The organism is Plantactinospora sp. KLBMP9567 (assembly GCF_033446045.1).
Classification (GTDB): domain Bacteria; phylum Actinomycetota; class Actinomycetes; order Mycobacteriales; family Micromonosporaceae; genus Plantactinospora.
In genome coordinates, this window is record NZ_JAWQRR010000009.1 from 148,944 (window position 1) to 167,720 (window position 18,777).

Here is an 18,777-nt window from a genome sequence, read left to right on the forward strand (position 1 = left end):
CCGCTCCTCGTTCGGTCCGGCGCCGCCGGGTGTCGACGGCGAGCCTCCACCGGCGGACCGTCGGCCTCGACCGTCCGGCTGCGGCGCGCTACCCCGCCGACCGCGCCCGGGCGCCGGCCCGGTCCGCCCGGTCACGGTCGCTCCCCGGTGCTCGCCAGGATCTCCGCGTAGTGGATGGCGCGCGGCCCGCCCGGCCCGGTGCCGTCGCGCCGGGACAGGCCGCCGCCGATGTGCGCCAGGCAGGAGTTGTCCGCCGCCGCCACGTACGCCGCCCCGGTGTCGCAGACCGCCGCGCACTTGTCGGCCAGCATCGCGGCGGAGACGTCGGCGTTCTTCACCGCGAAGGTGCCGCCGAAGCCGCAGCACTCCTCGGCGCCGGCCAGCGCCACCAGGTCGAGGCCGCGTACCGCGCGCAGCAGCCGCAGCGGGCGGTCGTGCAGCCGCAGCATCCGCAGGCCGTGGCAGGTCGGGTGGTAGGTCACCCGGTGCGGGAAGGCGGCACCGACATCGGTCACCCCGAGCACGTCGACCAGCAGTTCGGAGAGTTCGTAGACCCGGGGTGTGAGGTCGGCGACCGCCGCCGCCAGGCCCGGGTCCGGACCGGCGAGCCGGGGGTACGACTCCCGCACCATCGCCACGCACGAACCGGACGGGGCCACCACGGCGTCGTACCGGCCGAAGGTGTCGACGAAGCCCCGCACCAGGGGCAGTGCCTCGGCCCGGTAGCCGCTGTTGGCGTGCATCTGCCCGCAGCAGGACTGCTCCACCGGGAACTCGACGGTGTGGCCGAGCCGCTCCAGTACGCGTACCACGGCCCGGCCGGTGGCCGGGTAGACCAGGTCGTTGACGCAGGTCACGAAGAGGGCTATCCGCATCGGGTTCCTTCGAAGAACGGCAGGTGCCGGTCGGCGGCGGCGAGCAGGTGGTCGCGGATGGCGGTGCCGGCGGCGTCCGGGTCGCCGGTGCCGATGGCGTCGACGATCCGCAGGTGTTCCCGGGCGCTGGTCCCGTAATGCGCGGTGGGGAAGTGCAGCCGGAACAGGTGCAGGTGGGCGCGGAGCCGGACCACCGCCGAGTGCAGCATCCGGTTGCCGGAGCGTTCGGCGAGCAGGTGGTGGAAGCGCGCGTCCTGTGCGGTGAAGGCGGCGATCGCGGCGAAGCCCTCGGTGCCGGGTACCTGGTCGGGCAGCTCGGCCTCGCGGCGCAACTCGGCCAGCTCGCCGGCCGGCCCGTCGGACCCGTTCCCGCCGTCGGCGGCTCGCCGGGCGAACCGTTCGGCCACCCGCCGCGCCGAAGCGGTCTCCAGGATCAGCCGCATCTCCACCAGCTCGTCGAACTCGGCCCGGGTGAGCAGCGGTGCGGCGGTGTAACCGGCCAGCGGCCGTTTCCGGACCAGCCCGTCGGACTCCAGTCGGGCCAGGGCCTCGCGGACCGGGGTAGGCGACACCTCCAGCCGGCGGGCCAGCGCGTCGATGTTGATCCGCTCGCCGGGGGCCACGGCGTGGTCCATCACGAGGGTCCGCACCGACTCGTACACGTCGTCGGCGAGGGTGGTCCGGCGGGCCGGCCGGAGCAGACCGTTCATGATCGAAGATCCTATAGGAAACCGTCGGCGGCCGGAAGATCGTCGAGCCCGGGCGGACGTGGTCGCCGCCCCGGTGGAGGCGGGTTCTGGTTTGATCGTGCCAAAGCGGCGTGACCGGGGGCGGTCGGCCGGGAACTGGAGCGGGCATGTCCGACGGCGCGGGGATCGTCTACATCGGCTGCTACACCGGGCAGAGCGGCGGCCGCGGTACGGGCATCGTGGCCGCCCGCCGGGACGCCGCCACCGGCGGGCTCGACGTACTCGGCGTGGTGGCGAGCACGCCGTCGCCGTCCTTCCTGGCCCGGCATCCCCGGCTACCCGTGCTGTACGCGGTCAACGAGCTGCCGGAGGGCACGGTCAGCGCCTGGGCGATCCACTCCGGCGGTGCGCTGACCCCGCTCGCGGTCCGGTCCACCGGTGGCGCCGAGCCGTGTCACCTCGCCGTCGACCCGGGCGGGGAGTTCCTCTTCGTGGCGAACTACGGCAGCGGCAGTGTCGCCGTACACCCGTTGGACCCGACCGGGGCGCCGGGTGACCGGACCGACCTGGTCAGGCACGACGGGCGCGGGCCCGTACCGGTCCGCCAGGCCGGGCCGCACGTGCACATGGTCTCGCCCGACCCGGCCGGCGCCGGGCTGCTCGCGGTCGACCTCGGCACCGACTCGCTCTACCGGTACGACCGCGACCCGCAGGGGCGGCTGCACGCCACCGGCCGGATCGCGACCCGGCCCGGCACCGGCCCCCGGCACCTGGCCCGGCACCCGGACGGCCGGCGCTGCTTCCTCGCCGGCGAGCTGGACGCCTCCGTCACCGCGTACGTCTTCGACGACCACGGCCGGCCGGTCGAGCGGGCCCGGGTCGAGGCCAGCCGGCGGTCGGGCCACGTCCAGCCCTCGGAGATCGCGGTCGGCCCGGACGGCCGGTTCCTCTACCTGGCCAACCGGGGCGTCGGCACGGTCGCGGTGTTCACGCTGGACGACGAGTCACCCCGCTATCTGGCGGAGGTCTCCGGCATCGGGGACTGGCCCCGGCACCTCGCCTTGCTCGGCCGGCACCTCTACGTCGCGGAGGAGCGGGCCGATGCGGTGGCGGTCTTTCCGGTCGACCCCGACTCCGGGCTCCCGGCGGCGTCGCCCGGCCGGGTCGCGGTGCCGAGTCCGACGTGTGTACTCGGCGACCAATCCTTAATTCTGGGATAAGTATCTATAAGATCTTTTTGGCGCGTGGTGGGCCGATGAGGCCCCGTTGGCCGGTATTCTCTACGTTCTGAGTCCGCTCGACTACCTGAAGTGAACGCTTTTCAGAAAGTCTTTGCTGCCTCGGTAACATTCGGCCGTTCGCCCCTGGCACGACTTCGCAGAAGCCCTCAAGATGGTCAGGTGCCTGGCCGCCATCGCATGCGTAGAAATATCCGAGGGGCGGGCGCCATCGCCAGCGCGATGGTGCTCGTTCTTGTCGCGGTTGGAGGGTGGTATGGCTATCAGCAGTGGGCAGGCTCCGACTGCTCGGGCGAGCTGAAGCTCACCGTCGCCGCGGCGCCCGAGATCGCCCCGGCCGTCGAGAAGGCCGCGGCCGACCTGAGTGCCGAGGAGACCGAGGTCGACGGCCTCTGCGTCGCCGTCGAGGTCACCGCCAGCGAGTCCGTGGACGTGGCTGCGGCCGTCGCCGGGCAGCACGGTGTGTCGCTGTCCGGGGTCGGACAGGCCAGCGGCAGCGCCGTACTGCCCAACGTCTGGCTGCCCGACTCCTCCACCTGGCTGCTGCGGCTGCGCCAGCAGGCTCCCGCGTTCGCGCCGCAGAACAACACCTCGGTGGCGCGCAGCCCCGTGGTGGTGGCCATGCCGGAGCCGCTCGCCACCACGGTCGGCTGGCCGCAGAAGAAGCTCGGCTGGAAGGACCTGCTCGGCAGGATCACCACCGGTACCCAGCTCAAGACCGGCCTCGTCGAGCCGAGCCGGGACGCGGCCGGGCTGTCCGGGCTGCTCTCGCTGGCCATCGCGGCCCAGTCCGGCGGCGGGGTCCGGGCCCAGCAGGCGACCACGGCCGCCCTGCGGGCGCTGGCCACCGGTGCCTCGGCGGTCCGCGAGGAGCTGATCGCCCGCTTCCCCCGGGCGACCGACCAGACGTCCATCGCCCGTGGGCTGGGTGCCGCGGCACTCTCCGAAGAGGACGTCATCGAGTTCAACGCGACGAAGCCACCGGTGCCGCTCGCCGCCCTCTACCTGGAGCCCGCGCCGCTCTCGCTCGACTACCCGTACGCGGTGATGCCCGGCATCGATCCCGCCAAGGGCGCGGCGGCGGAGAGGCTCTTCGCCGCGCTCGACTCCGGTGCGTTCCGACGCCAGTTGGCCGGGCAGGGGCTCCGGGCCCCGGACGGCACCTGGGCGGACGGCTTCGCGCCGCCCCGGGGCGCGCCGAGCCCGGCGGGCACCCAGCCGACGCCGACCACCCCGGCACCCAACCCCGGCGGCACCGCCGGTGGCGGTGACGGTGCGACGATCGAGCGGGTGCTCTCGAGTTGGGCCGTCGCCACCCAGTCCGGCCGGATGCTGGCGATCATCGACATCTCCGGCTCGATGTTCGAGAAGGTGCCGACCGCCAACAACGCCACCCGGATGCAGGTGACCCTGGAGGCGGCCAAGCGCGGCCTCGCGCTCTTCGACGACTCCTGGGCACTCGGCCTCTGGGTCTTCTCCACCGAGCTGAACGGCTCCCGCGACTACCGTTCGCTGGTGCCGATCGGCCCGATGTCCGCCCAGCGCGAGCGGCTGGAGAGCCAGCTTGCCGGCATCACACCCAAGCGGGGCGGCGACACCGGCCTCTTCGACTCGATCCTCGCCGGTTACAAGGCCGTGCAGGAAGACTGGCAGCCCGGCCGGGTCAACTCGGTGGTGATGCTCACCGACGGCAAGAACGAGGACGACAACGGGATCAGCCAGGCGCAACTGCTCGCCGAGCTGAAGCGGATCAACGACCCTGACCGTCCGGTCCAGGTGATCATCATCGGTATCAGTGCCGAGGTCAGCAAGGCCGAACTGGACTCGATCCCCAAGGTGACCGGCGGGGCCGCCTTCGTCACCGAGGACCCGGCGAAGATCGGCGACATCTTCCTCCAGGCGATCGCCCGCCGGCCGACCGCTCCGCGCTGACACCCGCCCCGGTCGGGCCCGCCCGCCGGCCGCGACCCCGCTCGACCGCGCCCGCCGTACCGGCCACCCGTGCCGGTACGGCGGGCGTCGCGCTGTCCGGCCGGCGTCGGAGTTCTGCGGCACGCCCCGGAGGTCGCCGCCGAGACCTGGTCGACCGCGTCCCGTCCCGGCGCCGGCCTCGGGTACGTGAGCAGCCGGAGCACCGGCGAGGCAAACAAGTGACAGTAATCCGTCGGAATCCCTCGGTGATGCCCCCGGTAGGTGAAGATGTCGGGGTGCCTCCGGGCCGCTCCGTCAGGGCAGCGAGCGGCTGATCGGGTGCCCCCTGGAGCGAGGGAGGGCCGGTGACGTCGGCGACATTGCTGAGCCCTGCCACCATGCCTCCGGAGCCGACCTCGGGGGCACCGGCATCGTCGTACCGGACGCGGCAGCGTGGCTACATCCGCGAACTGCTCGTGCTCGACACCGCCATCCTGGTGCTGGCGGTGATCGGCGGCTACTTCGCCCGGTTCGGTGGCGACGAGCCGCGCGGCTCCGACATCCCGTACGTGATCGTCGGCCCCGCCCTGGTGGTCGCCTGGCTGGTCTCGCTCAAGGCGCTGCGCTGCTACGACCACCGGGTGCTCGGCTACGGCGCCGACGAGTACCGCCGCGTCACCTCCGCCAGCCTGCGGCTCGCCGGTGGAGTCGCGATCGCCGGCTATCTCGCCGACGTCGGGGTCTCCCGGGGGTTCCTCGGCATCTCGTTCGCGGTCGGCACGGTCGGGCTGGTGGTCGCCCGGTTCGCCGCCCGGAAACGACTGCACTGGTCCCGGTCCCGAGGGGCCGGCTGGTCCCGGCGGGTGCTGGCGGTCGGCGACACCGCGCACGTACTGGAGCTGGTGCACACGCTGCGCCGCGAGCCGTACGCCGGCTACCAGGTGGTCGGCGCCTGCATCCCGGACGCGCTGCTCGCGCCGGTGCCGCAGCGCCTCGGTGACGTGCCGGTGCTCGGCTCGTTCCGGGCGATCGTCGACGCCGCGGCGGCGATCAACGCCGACACGGTCGCGGTGACCGCCTCCAACGAGCTGACCGCCACCCGGCTGCGCCGGCTCGGCTGGCAGTTGGAGGGCACCGGGATCGACCTGGTGCTCGCCCCGGCACTGACCGACGTCGCCGGGCCGCGGATCCACACCCAGCCGGTCGCCGGCCTGCCGCTGATCCATGTCGAGGCGCCCGAGTTCCGGGGCGCCCGGAAGGTCGTCAAGGCTTTCGTGGACCGGGCACTGGCGGCCACGGTGCTCGCGGTCGCCCTGCCGCTGCTCGCCGTCATCGCGCTCGCCATCAAGCTGGACAGCCGGGGCCCGGTGATCTTCCGGCAGATCCGGGTCGGCCAGGGCGGCCGGGAGTTCGGGGTGTACAAGTTCCGGACCATGGTGGTGAACGCGGACGCGCTCCTGGCGGAGCTGGCCACCAAGAACGAGACCGACGGCCTGATGTTCAAGATGCGGGTGGATCCCCGGGTCACCCGGGTCGGCCGGATCCTGCGCAAGTGGTCCCTCGACGAGCTACCGCAGCTCGCCAACGTGCTGTTCGGGCACATGAGCCTGGTCGGACCGCGCCCGCCGCTGCCGTCCGAGGTGGCCCGCTACGACGGCGACGTCGCCCGCCGGCTGCTGGTGAAGCCAGGCATGACGGGTCTCTGGCAGATCAGCGGCCGATCCGACCTGAGCTGGGAGGACGGCATCCGGCTCGACCTCTACTACGTGGAGAACTGGTCGCTCGCCGCCGACCTGACCATCCTGTGGAAGACCTTCGGGGCGGTGGTCCGGACCCGGGGCGCGTACTGACGGAAAGTAGCTCGTGCGCCGTGCGACCGGCACAGGTCGCCCGCATGCCCGGACCTGTACACCGCCGACCGGCGGCCGCGGCGGAAGGCGTTCCCCTCGACGCGGCCCGGTCGTCAGAGGTCCAATCCCCCGGAGACCTCGATGTCCTGCGCGGTGATCCAGCGGCTTTCCTCGCCGAGCAGCATCGCGATGGCCATACCGACGTCGTCCGGCTCGCCGATCCGGCCGAGGGCGGTACGGGCGGCGATGCCGGGGATCAGGTCGGGGAAACGTTCGAATGCGTTGTCGCCGATGCGGGTGCGGGTGACGCCGGGCGAGACGGAGTTGACGCGGATGCCCCGCCCGCTGAACTCCTTGGCCATGTAGCGGGTCAGCACCACAAGGCCGCCCTTCAAGCTCCCGTACACCGAGTATCCGGGCTCCAGGCCCAGGGACCGGGATGAGCTACTCGTGGTGTTGACGATTGCACCGCCGTCGACCATGAGCGGCAGCAGCGTCTGCGTCAGGAAGTACGGTCCCTTGAGGAGTACCCGTACCAGCCTGTCGAAGTCCTCCTCGGTGGTCTCCTCGAACAGGGCCATGTGGCCGGCTCCGGCGTTGTTGACGAGGAAGTCGAAGCTGTCCCGCTGCCAGGTGTCGCGTAGTGCGGCGACCACCGAGTCGTGGAAGGCCGGAAACGTCTCGGAGCGGCCGACATCGAGTGGCAGTGCGACGGCCGTACCGCCGCCCTTCTCGATCGTCGCGACCGTGTCCAAAGCTCCGGCTTCGTTGCCCTGGAAGGTCAGGATCACGCCCGTCCCGTGCTGCGCGAGCTGGATGGCGGCGCTCTGTCCGATGCCCGAGCTGCCCCCGGTGATGATGGCGACGCGCATGGTTGAACCACCCGTTCCGTTTCGTGGATTCGATCGATGCAATAGCAACATCTCCACCTGTGCGGGCGGTAGAAGAAAGCTCGCGAATCCTTGCCCATTCCTACCGGGCTCGGCATCACGGCCCGTACGGCGGAGGCGCGGACATCGCCACCGCAAGCGCGCGGCCGTCGATCCGGGCCTGTGCCCGTCCCTGCCGATTATCAGATCTGGAGAACCAGAGCGTCATAATTGGGTGAGTCTGGATATGGCTTGAGCTTTCCTGTCTTGTTCCACCCCATTTGGCGTACGCTTTCTGGGTAGCGGTGTCTTCCTTGCGTACCAAAAGCGTCGCGCGCTTCTCGGAGCGGTGGGGCAAAAGCTCGTCGTGTAACGCATGGGCGATACCGTGACGCTGCCAATCGGGATGCACCATCAGTTCGCACAACGCGAAGGTGCGCCGCCCGTCCTCTCGAATCCGGCGGCCTCGTTGGGATGCAGTTGCCAGGTCACACCGGAACAACAGCAGGGCAGGCGCTCTGACCCCCGCCTACTGCCCCCGGTCGTCGGTGTCGGGCTGGCGGCCACCGGAGCGGGGTGGCCCCGTCCGGCCGTCGTACCAGTCCAGGCAGACCACCACCGCGTCGTCCACCAGATCGCTGCCGACGAACGCCCGCAGGTCGCCGAGGAGCGACCGTACCGCCTCGAGCGGTGCCATCGACCTGGTCCGCCGGACAGACCGGTAGAGCGCGGTGTCGCCGTACCGGGCGGTGCGGGAGGAGGCGTCGAGGACGCCGTCGCTGACCACGAAGAGCCGGTCGCCGGGCGCCAACCGGAAACTCTGCGACTGGTAGATGGTGCCGTCGAACATGCCGAGCGGGAACTGGTCGTCCAGCGGCTGCTCCAGCACCTCGCCCTCGCGCAGCACGAGCAGCCGGGGCGAGCCGGCGTCCACCGCCGTCACCACCCCGGTGCGCAGGTCCAGCTCCAGCAGCAGCGCCGAGAGGTGCTGGATGCCCTGGTGGTAGGCGTAGATCGCCTGGTCGGCCAGGGCCGCCTGGTCGGCGAGGTCGAGACCGGCGCGCCGGGCGTTGCGCAGCGCGTTGGTGCCGAGGCAGGTGAGCATGGCGGCGGTCACCCCCTCGCCCATCCCGTTCATCGTGGAGAGCCAGAGCCGCTGGCCGTCGTCGGCCCAGTCGAAGCTGTCGCCGCGCACCGCGTACGCCGGTTCGAGCTGGCCGGCCAGGCTGAACGAGGGACGGATCCGGCTCCGGCCGGGGAGCAGCTCCCACTGCATCTCGGCGGCCAGGGTCAGCCGGCGGGTCCGGGCGCCGACCGCGTACTTGTCGGTGCCGGCCCGTACCGCGACCAGTTCGTGCGCCAGCGCCGTGGCGGCCTGTGCCAACTCGTCGCGCCGGTCCGGGTCCTCCGGCGCCGGGGTGAGCCGGAGTACGCCGATCCGCTCGCCCCGCACCGTGACCGGGAGATACACCACCCCGTCCTGGAGCGCCTCGGTCTGGTGGTCGAAGCACCGCCAGGCCGGGGCGCCGGCCCCGACCACCGGATCGCCGCCGTGCAGCGGCACCAGGGCGGCCAGCCGGTAGTCGACCTGGAGCAGCTCGGTCTCCGTCGTCCCGTACACCCTGGTCAGCTCCGTGCCGAGCCGCTCGACGACGAGATCCGCCGGGGCCTCGGCCAGGATACGGCGGATGTCGACCAGCCGGCCTGTCATCTCCGGCCCGCCGCTCGGGAGGCCGTACCGGCGTACCGTTCCCGGCGGTCCGGACGGGCTGTGCGGGCGCGCACCGGTGCGGTCAGCCGGGTGGCGGCGGTAGTGTCAGGATCACCATGGCTGAATGCGGCGGTCCTGGCGGACCGGATCCGACCCTCGCCACCGCGGTGGACACCGCCGCGGCGGCGCTGCTGTCGGTCTGGGACGCCGCCCGGGAACGGACGAGCGGGCGACTGTCCAGCTCTCAGTTGCGGGCCCTGATGGTGGTCGAGCAGTTCGACGGGATCAACCTGCGGGGACTGGCCGGGATCCTCGGCATGCTGCTCTCCTCGGCGAGCCGGCTCTGCGACCGGCTCGTCGCGGCCGGGCTGCTCGAACGCGAACCGGGCCGGGCGGATCGCCGGGAGATCTCGCTGCATCTCACCACGGTCGGTCAGAAGCTGCTCGTGGAGATCCGCGCCGACCGCCGGGAACGGCTGGCCGAGACGCTCGCCGGGATGAGTCCCGCGGGCCGGCAGGCGCTGCTGCGTGGGCTCATCGAATTCGACCGGGCGTTCCGGGCCAACGTCGAGCCGACCGAACGGTCGGCCTGAGCCGGCCGCCGGCCGCCCGTCGGCCCGGTCCGGGCGCCGGGCGGCGGCAGAGCCGGCCGCCCGTCCGCCGGGTCGTCGAGGTGTGCGCATCGGCGCTGGCACTCCTGTCGGCACGGAGTGGACCTGGTCAACCTCTGTTGCGGGCCGTGCTGGCCGAAGCCGGCAGTCGGGCGCACGCGCCGCGCTGTTCGGGTTGACGAGAGTCCAATGGTTGATGATCGGAATAGTTGTCTGGGGGCAACAATAGCGAGCGGTCCTCGGCCGCGTCGCCGCGGTCGCCCTGGTTGCCGTGGCCGATCCCATGGTGCCCGCCGGGAGCCGGCTCGCCGGGCCGGAACCGCTGACGAGTGCCCCGGTCGGCCCCCGCGCGCGGCTATCGGCCGGCTCGGCCGAGCCACCGGGCGGGCTGCTCCAGCACGGTACGGACGACCGAGCCGGCGGCGCCGAGCGCGGCCGCGTCCCCGCCGAGCAGGGCGGCCCGGACGGTCACCGGTGACCAGGCGGCGGTCAGCACCCGCTGGCGGATCTCGGCCTCCACCGTCGGGGCCAGCCAGCGGGCCAGCGGTGCGTAGACGCCGCCGAGCACCACCGTGTCCACGTCCAGCAGGTTGATCACCCCGGCGACGGCGACCCCGAGTGCGGTCGCCGCCTCGACCAGTGCCCGGTTGGCGGTCGGGTCCTCCCGGGTGGCCGCCTCGACCAGTCGGGCGACCGCCGCGCCCGGAGTCCGGATCGCCGGTGGATCCCGACTCGGGTCGGTACCGACGGTGGCCGGGCCGGTGCCGACGGCGGGTGGGTCGGCCAGGCGGGCGGCGGTCAGGATGGCTTCCTGGCCGGCGTACTGCTCCAGGCAGCCGCGGCCGCCGCACCGGCAGGGCCGGCCCTCCGGGTGTACGGGCACGTGGCCGAGTTCGCCGCTCCAGCCCCGGGCACCCCGGAACAGGGTGCCGTGCAGCACGATCCCGGCGCCGATGCCGACCTCGCCGGAGATGTAGATGAAGTTGCCGCAGTCGGGCGGGCCGGCGTGCAACTCGCCGAGCGCGGCGAGGTTGGCCTCGTTGTCCACCCCCAACCCGCGCCCGCCGAGCACCGGGTGCCCGCCGAGCAGCGCCGGCACGTCCACGTCCCGCCAGCCGAGATTCGGCGCGAGCCGGACCAGCCCGGTGGCGGTGACCAGGCCGGGTACCGCGAGCGCCGTACCGGCCAGGGCCAGGTCCTGCCGGTCCGCCTCGGCTCCGGCCTCGGTGATCAGCTCGCCGACCAGTGCCAGGGCCTCGGCGGGGGGCACCGGTCGGAGGTCGACCCGGCGTACCGCGCGGTGCCGTACCGTCCCGGCGAGGTCGACCAGGACGGCGGCCAGGTAGTCGACGTTGATCTCCAGGCCGAGGCCGGCCGGGCCGTGACCGGCGAGCGTGAGGCCGACGGCGGGCCGGCCGGCGCCGGACCGGGGCATCGGGGCGACCTCGGTGAGCAGTCGTCCGGTGATCAGGTCGTCGACCAGTGCGGAGACGGTGGCCCGGGTCAGGCCGGTGGCGGTGGCCAGGTCGGCCCGGGACGGCGGGCGCTCGGCGGTGGCGATCTGCCGCAGCACCAGGGCCAGGTTGTGCTCGCGCAGGCTCGCCTGGCGGACGGCGGTTACCGCCACGCCGACCGGCACCGCCGCAGGTTGCGCCACGGTATTGACAATGCCATACCGCGATCAAATAATTCAACCGATAAACAAATCGGCCGGGTTGCCGGGGCGTCAACCCGGGATGTCGGCCCAGCCCTCACCTCAACGTCGAGTCGGTTCCCCTGGAGGTCAGCCATGGCAGCCCAACCAACCCCTGCCGACAAGTTCTCCTTCGGCCTCTGGACGGTCGGCTGGACCGCCCGGGATCCGTTCGGAGAGGCCACCCGGGAGGCCCTGGACCCGGTCGAGGCGGTCAACCGGCTCGCCGAGCTGGGCGCGTACGGGATCACCTTCCACGACGACGACCTGATCCCGTTCGGCTCCGACGACGCCACCCGGGAGCAGCACATCTCCCGGTTCCGCAAGGCGCTGGAGGAGACCGGTCTGGTGGTGCCGATGGTCACCACCAACCTCTTCGCCCACCCGGTCTTCAAGGACGGCGGCTTCACCAGCAACGACCGGGACGTACGCCGGTTCGCGCTGCGCAAGGTGCTGCGCAACATCGACCTCGCCGCCGAGCTGGGCGCGCACACCTTCGTGATGTGGGGCGGCCGGGAAGGCTCGGAGTACGACGCCGCCAAGGACATCCGGGCGGCGCTGGACCGCTACCGCGAGGCGGTCAACCTGCTCGCCCAGTACGTCATCGACCGGGGCTACGGGCTGAAGTTCGCGATCGAGCCGAAGCCGAACGAGCCGCGCGGCGACATCCTGCTGCCGACTGTCGGGCACGCGCTCGCCTTCATCAACGAGCTGGAGCACCCGGAGCTGGTCGGCCTGAACCCCGAGGTCGGGCACGAGCAGATGGCCGGGCTCAACTACATGCACGGGATCGCTCAGGCACTCTGGGCAGGCAAACTCTTCCACATCGACCTCAACGGGCAGCGGGGGATCAAGTACGACCAGGATCTGGTCTTCGGTCACGGTGACCTGCTGAACGCGTTCGCGCTGGTGGACCTGCTGGAGAACGGCGGGCCGCAGGGCGGGCCGGCCTACACCGGGCCCCGGCACTTCGACTACAAGCCGTCGCGCACCGAGGACTACACCGGGGTGTGGGCGTCGGCGGCGGCGAACATGCGGACCTACCTCCTGCTCAAGGAGCGGGCGGCGGCGTTCCGGGCCGACCCGGAGGTGCAGGAGGCGCTGGCCACCAGCAAGGTGGCGGAGCTGTCGACGCCGACGTTGAGCCCGGGTGAGACGTACTCGGATCTGTTGGCGGACCGGAGTGCGTTCGAGGACTTCGACGTGGACGCGGTGGCGGCCCGGGGGTTCGGGTTCGTGCGGTTGAACCAGCTTGCGGTGGAGCATCTGCTCGGGGCTCGCTGACTCTTGTCTGCCCGCTGTCCGCCGTGGGTGGGGGTTGGGTCTTGGCTCGCTGTCCGTCGTGGGTGGGGGTTGGGGTGCGTGACCAGGCTTGCGTTCCCGATCGGGTACGACCAACCTTCCGGTGTTGACCTGCGACAGCCGGTGAGACCGGGACCGCGACACCGTTACGTGAGCCCAGAGACGTGAGCCCAGAAGGAGGGCGTGAGATGGCGCTCGTTGCCGGGGTCGACTCGTCGACCCAGTCGTGCAAGGTGGTGATCCGGGACAGCGAGACCGGCGCTCTGGTCCGCAGCGGCCGGGCGGCGCATCCGGACGGGACCGAGGTCGATCCCCGGGCCTGGTGGGAGGCGTTGCAGTCGGCGCTCGCCGAGGCCGGCGGGCTGGACGACGTGGCGGCGGTGGCTGTCGCCGGGCAGCAGCACGGGATGGTCTGCCTCGACGAGGTGGGTGAGGTCGTCCGGCCCGCGCTGCTCTGGAACGACACCCGGTCGGCGGGGGCGGCGGACGAGCTGGTCGAGGAGCTGGGCGGCGGTGAGACCGGGCGGCGGGCCTGGGCGGAGGCGGTCGGCAGCGTGCCGGTGGCGAGTTTCACCGTCACCAAGCTGCGCTGGCTGGCCCGGCACGAGCCGGAGAACGCGGCGCGGGTGGCCGCGGTCTGCCTGCCGCACGACTGGTTGACCTGGCGGCTGGGTGGCGCGGCCGGGCTGGGAGCACTGCGTACCGACCGGGGGGACGCGAGCGGGACCGGATACTGGTCGCCGGCGGTCGGTGAATACCGGCTGGACCTGCTGGAGCGGGCGCTCGGGCGGGCGGTGGCGGTGCCAACCGTGTTGGGGCCGGCGGAGGTGGCCGGGCGGTTGCCGAGCGGCGCACTCCTGGGGCCGGGGACCGGGGACAACGCGGCCGCCGCACTGGGGGTCGGCGCGGTCGCCGGGGACGTGGTCGTCTCGATCGGTACCTCGGGGACGGTGTTCAGCGTCGCGGACACTCCGGCGGCGGACTCGTCGGGTGCGGTGGCCGGGTTCGCGGACGCGACCGGGCGGTTCCTGCCGCTGGTCTGCACCCTGAACGCGGCCCGGGTGCTGGACGCGGCGGCGGCGATGCTCGGGGTCGGCCTGGACGAGTTGGCCAAACTGGCGTTGAGCACGCCGGCCGGTGCCGACGGGCTGGTGATGGTGCCGTACCTGGAGGGCGAGCGGACGCCGAACCGGCCGCTGGCGACGGGTGCGGTGCACGGGCTGACCCTGCGGACGTCGACGCCGGGGCATCTGGCCCGGGCCGCCGTGGAGGGCATGCTCTGCGCACTGGCGGACGGGCTGGACGCGCTGCTCGCCGAGGGAGCGACGGCGAACCGGATCATCCTGGTGGGTGGCGGGGCCCGCTCCGAGGCGGTACGCCGGATCGCGCCGGAGGTCTTCGGGTGCCCGGTACTGGTGCCGGAGCCGGGGGAGTACGTCGCCGACGGGGCGGCCCGGCAGGCGGCCTGGATCGTCCAGGGTGGGGCGGAACCGCCCGCCTGGTCGGCTGGCGAGTCCCAGCAGTACGTGGGCGACGCCGTCCCGCGCATCCGTGAGCAGTACGCCCGCGCCCGGAATTCGGTCCTGGATCGGCCGGCGGACTAGGGACCTCCTCGCGACTGCTCTTCGTTTTCGTCGACCCACCGTTCCTTAGGTCATCCAAGATTGCCTATGGAATGGTGGGTCGATCTTTGGCACACTGCCGGTGGCCGGAGTTCCGGCCCGGATCTGTGTGCCAGCGTGAGAGGACTGTCGATGGACGCGCCGGCGGCCGGCGAGCTGCGGGGGGAGTCGGGGGAGCGGGCGGAGTCCGAGGAGCCGGCCGACGAACCTCGGGTGCGGCCGGGGCGGGTGGAGTCGGATGCGCCGCCGGGGCGGTCCGGTGCTCGGGTCGCGGCGGTGCTCGACTGGGTGCTGATCGGGGCCGGGGTGCTGCTGTTGGCGATCTATCCCCGGCCGCCGATGATGGGGGACGGGCTGGTCCGGTACCAGGCGTTGCTCCAGTTGCTGGAGCAGCGGCAGATGCCGGAGACGGCGTACTCGTTGATCGGCCCGCTGTTCGCGGCTCCGCTGTGGATGGTCGGCCGGTGGTACGACGACCCGCAGCCCGTGCTGGCGCAACACAATCTGCTGCTCTTCGGGTTCGGGCTGGTGGCGTTCCATCTGCTGCTGCGCGACCGGATGGACCGCCGGCTGCTCCGGCGGTTCCTGCTGGTGCTGGTCGCCGGGAGCATGGCCGCCGCGCATGTCCAGGACTTCTACGGCGAGATGTTCACGGCGACGACGGTCGGGGTGGGGCTGCTCGCCGCGACACTGCCCGGGACGGGCCGGCCGACCCGGCTCGCCGGCTGGGCCGCGGTGGTGCTCGGGGTCGCCAACACGCCCGCGTCGGTGGTGGCGCTCGGTCTCGTGGTCGGGGTGCTCTGCTTCCGGGAGCGGCGGTTGCGCTACCTGGTGGTGCTGCTGGCGGCCGGGGTGCTGATCGCCGGTGAGGCGTGGCTGCGCCTCGGTGACCCGCTGCACCGGGCGTACGCGAACAACGGCGGCGGGCAGACCGTGATGCCGTACTCGGGCGAGCCGGGATTCTCCTATCCGCTGCTGCTCGGGGTGGTGGCGATCCTCTTCTCGTTCGGCAAGGGGCTGCTCTGGTTCACGCCGGGGCTGTTCCTGCCGGCCCGGCGGTGGTTGGCGGAGCGGGCCGGCCGGGGGGTGGCCGGGGTCTGGCTGTTGTGGCTGGTCTTCGTGGCCGGCCTGGTGCTGGTCTACGCCGCCTGGTGGGCCTGGTACGGCGGCCTGTACTGGGGGCCGAGGTTCTTCCTGCTCGCCATCCTGCCGGCCGGCCTGGCGCTCGCCGTACGGCTGGGAGCGGGGGAGGCGGGGCCCTGGGCCAACCTCGCCACCCTCGCCGTAGCAGTGCTCTCGGTCTGGGGTGCCGCCAACAGCCTGCTGTACGCCCAGCTCTGGCCGTGGACCTGTTACGACAACAACTACTACCTGGAGTCGCTCTGCCACTTCACGCCGGATTTCAGTCCGCTGTGGTATCCGCTGGTGGAGCGCCCGGCCATGACCGGGGTGCAGCGGGTCGCGCTCGCCGGTTACGCCGTGGTGCTGCTCTGGCTGGTCGCGCCGGTGCTCGGCCGGCTCGCCCGGCAGGCGGCTGCGGCGGTCCGGAGCGACCGCTGGGTGTGGCCGCCGCGCGACTGGCGCTGGTAGCCCGGGTGGTTCCCGGGGCACCCGCTGCCGTCCGGTCGGCAGGTGATCGTGCGGTGCGGGTCGGTCGGTGCGGGAGCGCTATCCGCAGACACGGTGGGTAGTCGGATCGCGGCGAGGTGTGTAGCTTCCTTACGGGCTGGTGAAACTGTCCGAGGAGGCCGCTCATGGAGGAGACCGAACGTGTCCGGCGCGCGGCGGTGTGCCGGGACGCATTCGAGTTGTTGCTGACCGGTGAGCCGGAGTCGGCCGCGGCCCAGCTCAAGGGACTCACGGAGGCGGCACCCGGCGCGCCGTACCGGACCGAGGCGGCGTTCCTGCTCGCGTTGGCGAAGGCGGTGCCGTACACGCACCGGCAGTTGGCCGACGGCGTGGACGCGCTGCGGATCGCCGCCGAGGGGGACCACCCGATCTACAGCCCGGCGGCGAAACTGCTGCTCGCCGGGCATGCCACCCGGGTCGAGGACTACGGGTTGGCAAACCGGTTCTGGAACCAGCTCGCCGGGCCGTACCGGCTGGGGTACAGCGCGGTGGCGTGGTTCCACATCGCCCTCAACCACGAACGGGCGGGCGAGCCCGACCGGGCCCGGGACGCCATGGCCAAGGCGCGGTCCACCAGCGATCCGCAGTACGCCCCGAAGGCGATGAGCTGGATGATCACCTACTACAACAACCGGGGCCGGCATGACCGGGTGGAGGCGCTGGCCGAGATCGCGTTCGACTTTCCGGACGATCCACTGGGGCTGGACCGGTACATGCAGCGGAACCAGCACGTGGTGATCGGCCGGCAGAAGCTGCTCGACCTGGCCGAGCCGGCCGGGGTGCTGGCCGGTGCCCAGATGCTCGCCCAGGCCAACGGCATCGAACACGACCCGCTGCCGGTCGCGCTCGCGGCCGACCTCCAGTTCCAGCCCACCCCGATGGCCGGCGTCGACCTGCCGTGGTTCGAGCCGTACCTGCGGCACCAGCCCGGCACCGAGGCGCTCTACACCGCCGCGCACCAGGCGCTTGCGTACGCCGACTACGTCTGTACCCAGGCCGCCATCCAGTACCTCGAGCGGAACAACGGGCCGGCGAACACGTTCCGCAACATGGTGCAGTACCCCACCAGGTTCCCGTGGGGACCGGTGATGCACGAGAGCATCCGGCAGCGCCTGCTCAGCGTGCTGCACGCGCCCGACCACTTCATCCCGACCGACTGGGCGACCGTGCACGACCGGGACTGACCGGGTCCCCGGTCGCCGGGTACCCGCGCGGGGCGGCGATCTGGAATTCTCGCTGTCGTGCGGAGGGCATCGTGGCGGTGGAACCCGGCGGAACGGCGGGTGTGGTCGGCCTTCCACCGGGGAGTCGAGGTCGACCTGCGCGGCACGACGTACCCGGTCCGGGCGGAGTTGCTGGCGGAGCTGCTCACCGGCGGCGGTGACCGGGCCGGCTCCCGGGCCGGGCTGCGGCTGTGGTCGGCCCGGATCGTCGGCCGGCTCGACCTGCGGCACGCCGAGATCAGCGCGCCGGTCTCGATCGGCGGGTGCACCTTCACCGACGTACCCGAGCTGACCGAGGCCCGGGCGGTCAACCTGGTCCTCACCGACTGCACCCTGCCGGGCCTGCGTGCCCGGCTGCTCGACCTGCGCGGCGACCTGGCGCTGCTGGGCTGTGTCGTCACCGGTCCGATCGACCTGCGGGACGCCCGGGTCGGCGGCACCGTCACCCTGAACGGCTCGCGGTTGGCCGATCGGGGCGAGCCGGGTGGGGAACCGGTCTTCCCGCCGATCGACCCCGGCACGGCGCTCGCGGCCGGCCGGCTGAGCGTGACCGGCAACCTGCACGCCCGGCAGGGGTTCGTCGCCGAGGGTCAGGTCTGGCTCGGTGGTGCGAAGGTCGGCGGCAACCTCGATCTCGACGGCGCCACCCTGCGGCACCCGGCCGGGGCGGCGTTGAGCGCGGACCGGCTGACCGTGGCCGGCAGCCTCACCGCCCGGTACGGCTTCACCGCCGAGGGCGACGTACTGCTGATCCACGCCCAGATCGGCAACCAGCTCAACTTCCACAACGGAGCGCTCCGCGGGGCGGGGATGTTCGCCCTGCATCTCGGTGGCGCCCGGGCCGGCAGCGTCTGGCTGACCTTTGCCGAGCGGCCGACCGGACGGGTCCGGCTCTCCGGTCTACAGGCCGACTCGATCTTCGACGATCCGCGGACCTGGCCGGCCGAACTCGACCTGATCGGCTGCACCTACCGGCTGCTGATCGCCCGCGCACCGTCCCCGCCGCACCTGCCGTCGCCGCCGGTGCCGGTCGGCGTCCGGCAGCGACTGGACTGGCTGCGGCGCAGTCCCGAGGGCTACACCCCGCAGCCGTACGAGCAACTCGCCGAGCAGTACCGGCGGGGCGGGCAGGAGGCGGAGGCCCGCCGGGTGCTGCTGGAGCGGCAGCGGCAACGCCGGGCCACCCTGCGGGCGCCGGGCCGACTCTTCGGCTATCTGGTCGACGGCCTGGTCGGGTACGGCTACCGCACCTGGCTGGCCGGCATCTGGCTGGTCGCCTTCTGGGCACTGGGGACGCTCAGCTTCGCCCTGGACCCGTCGGTGGCCCGTAACCCGGCCGAGGCGCCGGAGCGGAACGCCGCGCTCCAGGCGCTCGACCTGCTGCTGCCGATCGTCAACCTGGGGCACGACAACGCCTGGAAACCGGCCGGCGGCACCGAGTACGTCGCCGCGCTGCTGGTCCTGGCCGGCTGGGTGCTCAGCACGGCGGTCGTCGCCGGCCTGACCCGTACGCTCAACCGCTGAGCCGGTGCGGCCGGTGAGGGCGAAGATCGT

Annotated in this window: 15 protein-coding genes; 9 read left to right on the forward strand and 6 right to left on the reverse strand. The window is 72.5% G+C overall.

Annotated features, from left to right (window positions below):
* Positions 1 to 131: 131 nt before the first annotated feature.
* Together R6Y94_RS06490 and R6Y94_RS06495 are read right to left on the reverse strand one after the other, a co-directional pair.
* Entirely contained in the window at positions 132 to 875 is a 744-nt protein-coding gene (locus R6Y94_RS06490) for a (Fe-S)-binding protein (protein WP_318394851.1), read from the reverse strand.
* Complete coding sequence (locus R6Y94_RS06495) at positions 866 to 1,585, reverse strand: GntR family transcriptional regulator (protein ID WP_318394852.1); 720 nt, start codon at positions 1,583 to 1,585, stop codon at positions 866 to 868. Before R6Y94_RS06495 ends, R6Y94_RS06490 begins: the two co-directional genes overlap by 10 nt.
* 146 nt (positions 1,586 to 1,731) lie before the next feature.
* Between R6Y94_RS06495 and R6Y94_RS06500 the strand changes: the two genes are divergently transcribed.
* The 3 genes from R6Y94_RS06500 (at position 1,732) to R6Y94_RS06510 (ending at position 6,563) form a co-directional block, all read left to right on the forward strand.
* Positions 1,732 to 2,784, forward strand: coding sequence for a lactonase family protein (locus R6Y94_RS06500; protein ID WP_318394853.1), 1,053 nt, complete (start codon positions 1,732 to 1,734; stop codon positions 2,782 to 2,784).
* A gap of 240 nt (positions 2,785 to 3,024) precedes the next feature.
* Positions 3,025 to 4,734: a substrate-binding domain-containing protein gene (locus R6Y94_RS06505; RefSeq protein WP_318394854.1), complete on the forward strand. Its 1,710-nt coding sequence runs from the start codon at positions 3,025 to 3,027 to the stop codon at positions 4,732 to 4,734.
* A gap of 344 nt (positions 4,735 to 5,078) precedes the next feature.
* Complete coding sequence (locus R6Y94_RS06510) at positions 5,079 to 6,563, forward strand: sugar transferase (protein WP_412102696.1); 1,485 nt, start codon at positions 5,079 to 5,081, stop codon at positions 6,561 to 6,563.
* A 113-nt stretch (positions 6,564 to 6,676) separates the two neighbouring features.
* Here R6Y94_RS06510 and R6Y94_RS06515 read toward each other — a convergent pair whose 3' ends face one another.
* The 3 genes from R6Y94_RS06515 to R6Y94_RS06525 all read right to left on the reverse strand — a co-directional run bounded on the left by R6Y94_RS06515 (position 6,677) and on the right by R6Y94_RS06525 (position 9,143).
* Entirely contained in the window at positions 6,677 to 7,486 is an 810-nt protein-coding gene (locus R6Y94_RS06515) for an SDR family oxidoreductase (protein ID WP_318395070.1), read from the reverse strand.
* A gap of 64 nt (positions 7,487 to 7,550) precedes the next feature.
* Positions 7,551 to 7,934: a GNAT family N-acetyltransferase gene (locus R6Y94_RS06520; RefSeq protein ID WP_318394855.1), complete on the reverse strand. Its 384-nt coding sequence runs from the start codon at positions 7,932 to 7,934 to the stop codon at positions 7,551 to 7,553.
* A gap of 27 nt (positions 7,935 to 7,961) precedes the next feature.
* Positions 7,962 to 9,143, reverse strand: a complete 1,182-nt coding sequence (locus R6Y94_RS06525) for a PP2C family protein-serine/threonine phosphatase (RefSeq protein WP_318394856.1) — start codon at positions 9,141 to 9,143, stop codon at positions 7,962 to 7,964.
* 116 nt (positions 9,144 to 9,259) lie between these two features.
* Between R6Y94_RS06525 and R6Y94_RS06530 the strand changes: the two genes are divergently transcribed.
* Entirely contained in the window at positions 9,260 to 9,736 is a 477-nt protein-coding gene (locus R6Y94_RS06530; protein WP_318394857.1) for a MarR family winged helix-turn-helix transcriptional regulator, read from the forward strand.
* Positions 9,737 to 10,109: 373 nt separating this feature from the next.
* Here R6Y94_RS06530 and R6Y94_RS06535 read toward each other — a convergent pair whose 3' ends face one another.
* Entirely contained in the window at positions 10,110 to 11,411 is a 1,302-nt protein-coding gene (locus R6Y94_RS06535; protein WP_318394858.1) for an ROK family protein, read from the reverse strand.
* A gap of 132 nt (positions 11,412 to 11,543) precedes the next feature.
* On the opposite strand from R6Y94_RS06535, the gene xylA reads away from it, so the two are divergent.
* The 5 genes from xylA (at position 11,544) to R6Y94_RS06560 (ending at position 18,747) form a co-directional block, all read left to right on the forward strand.
* A complete protein-coding gene (gene xylA, locus R6Y94_RS06540; RefSeq protein WP_318394859.1) occupies positions 11,544 to 12,731 on the forward strand; it encodes a xylose isomerase in 1,188 nt (395 codons plus the stop codon).
* Positions 12,732 to 12,937: 206 nt separating this feature from the next.
* Positions 12,938 to 14,353, forward strand: a complete 1,416-nt coding sequence (xylB, locus tag R6Y94_RS06545) for a xylulokinase (protein WP_318394860.1) — start codon at positions 12,938 to 12,940, stop codon at positions 14,351 to 14,353.
* 150 nt (positions 14,354 to 14,503) lie between these two features.
* The gene (locus R6Y94_RS06550) at positions 14,504 to 15,961 is read left to right on the forward strand and encodes a hypothetical protein (protein WP_318394861.1); all 1,458 of its coding nucleotides are present in this window, start codon (positions 14,504 to 14,506) and stop codon (positions 15,959 to 15,961) included.
* A gap of 164 nt (positions 15,962 to 16,125) precedes the next feature.
* Positions 16,126 to 17,184: a hypothetical protein gene (locus R6Y94_RS06555; protein WP_318394862.1), complete on the forward strand. Its 1,059-nt coding sequence runs from the start codon at positions 16,126 to 16,128 to the stop codon at positions 17,182 to 17,184.
* A gap of 57 nt (positions 17,185 to 17,241) precedes the next feature.
* Positions 17,242 to 18,747: a hypothetical protein gene (locus tag R6Y94_RS06560; protein WP_318394863.1), complete on the forward strand. Its 1,506-nt coding sequence runs from the start codon at positions 17,242 to 17,244 to the stop codon at positions 18,745 to 18,747.
* Positions 18,748 to 18,777: the final 30 nt, after the last annotated feature.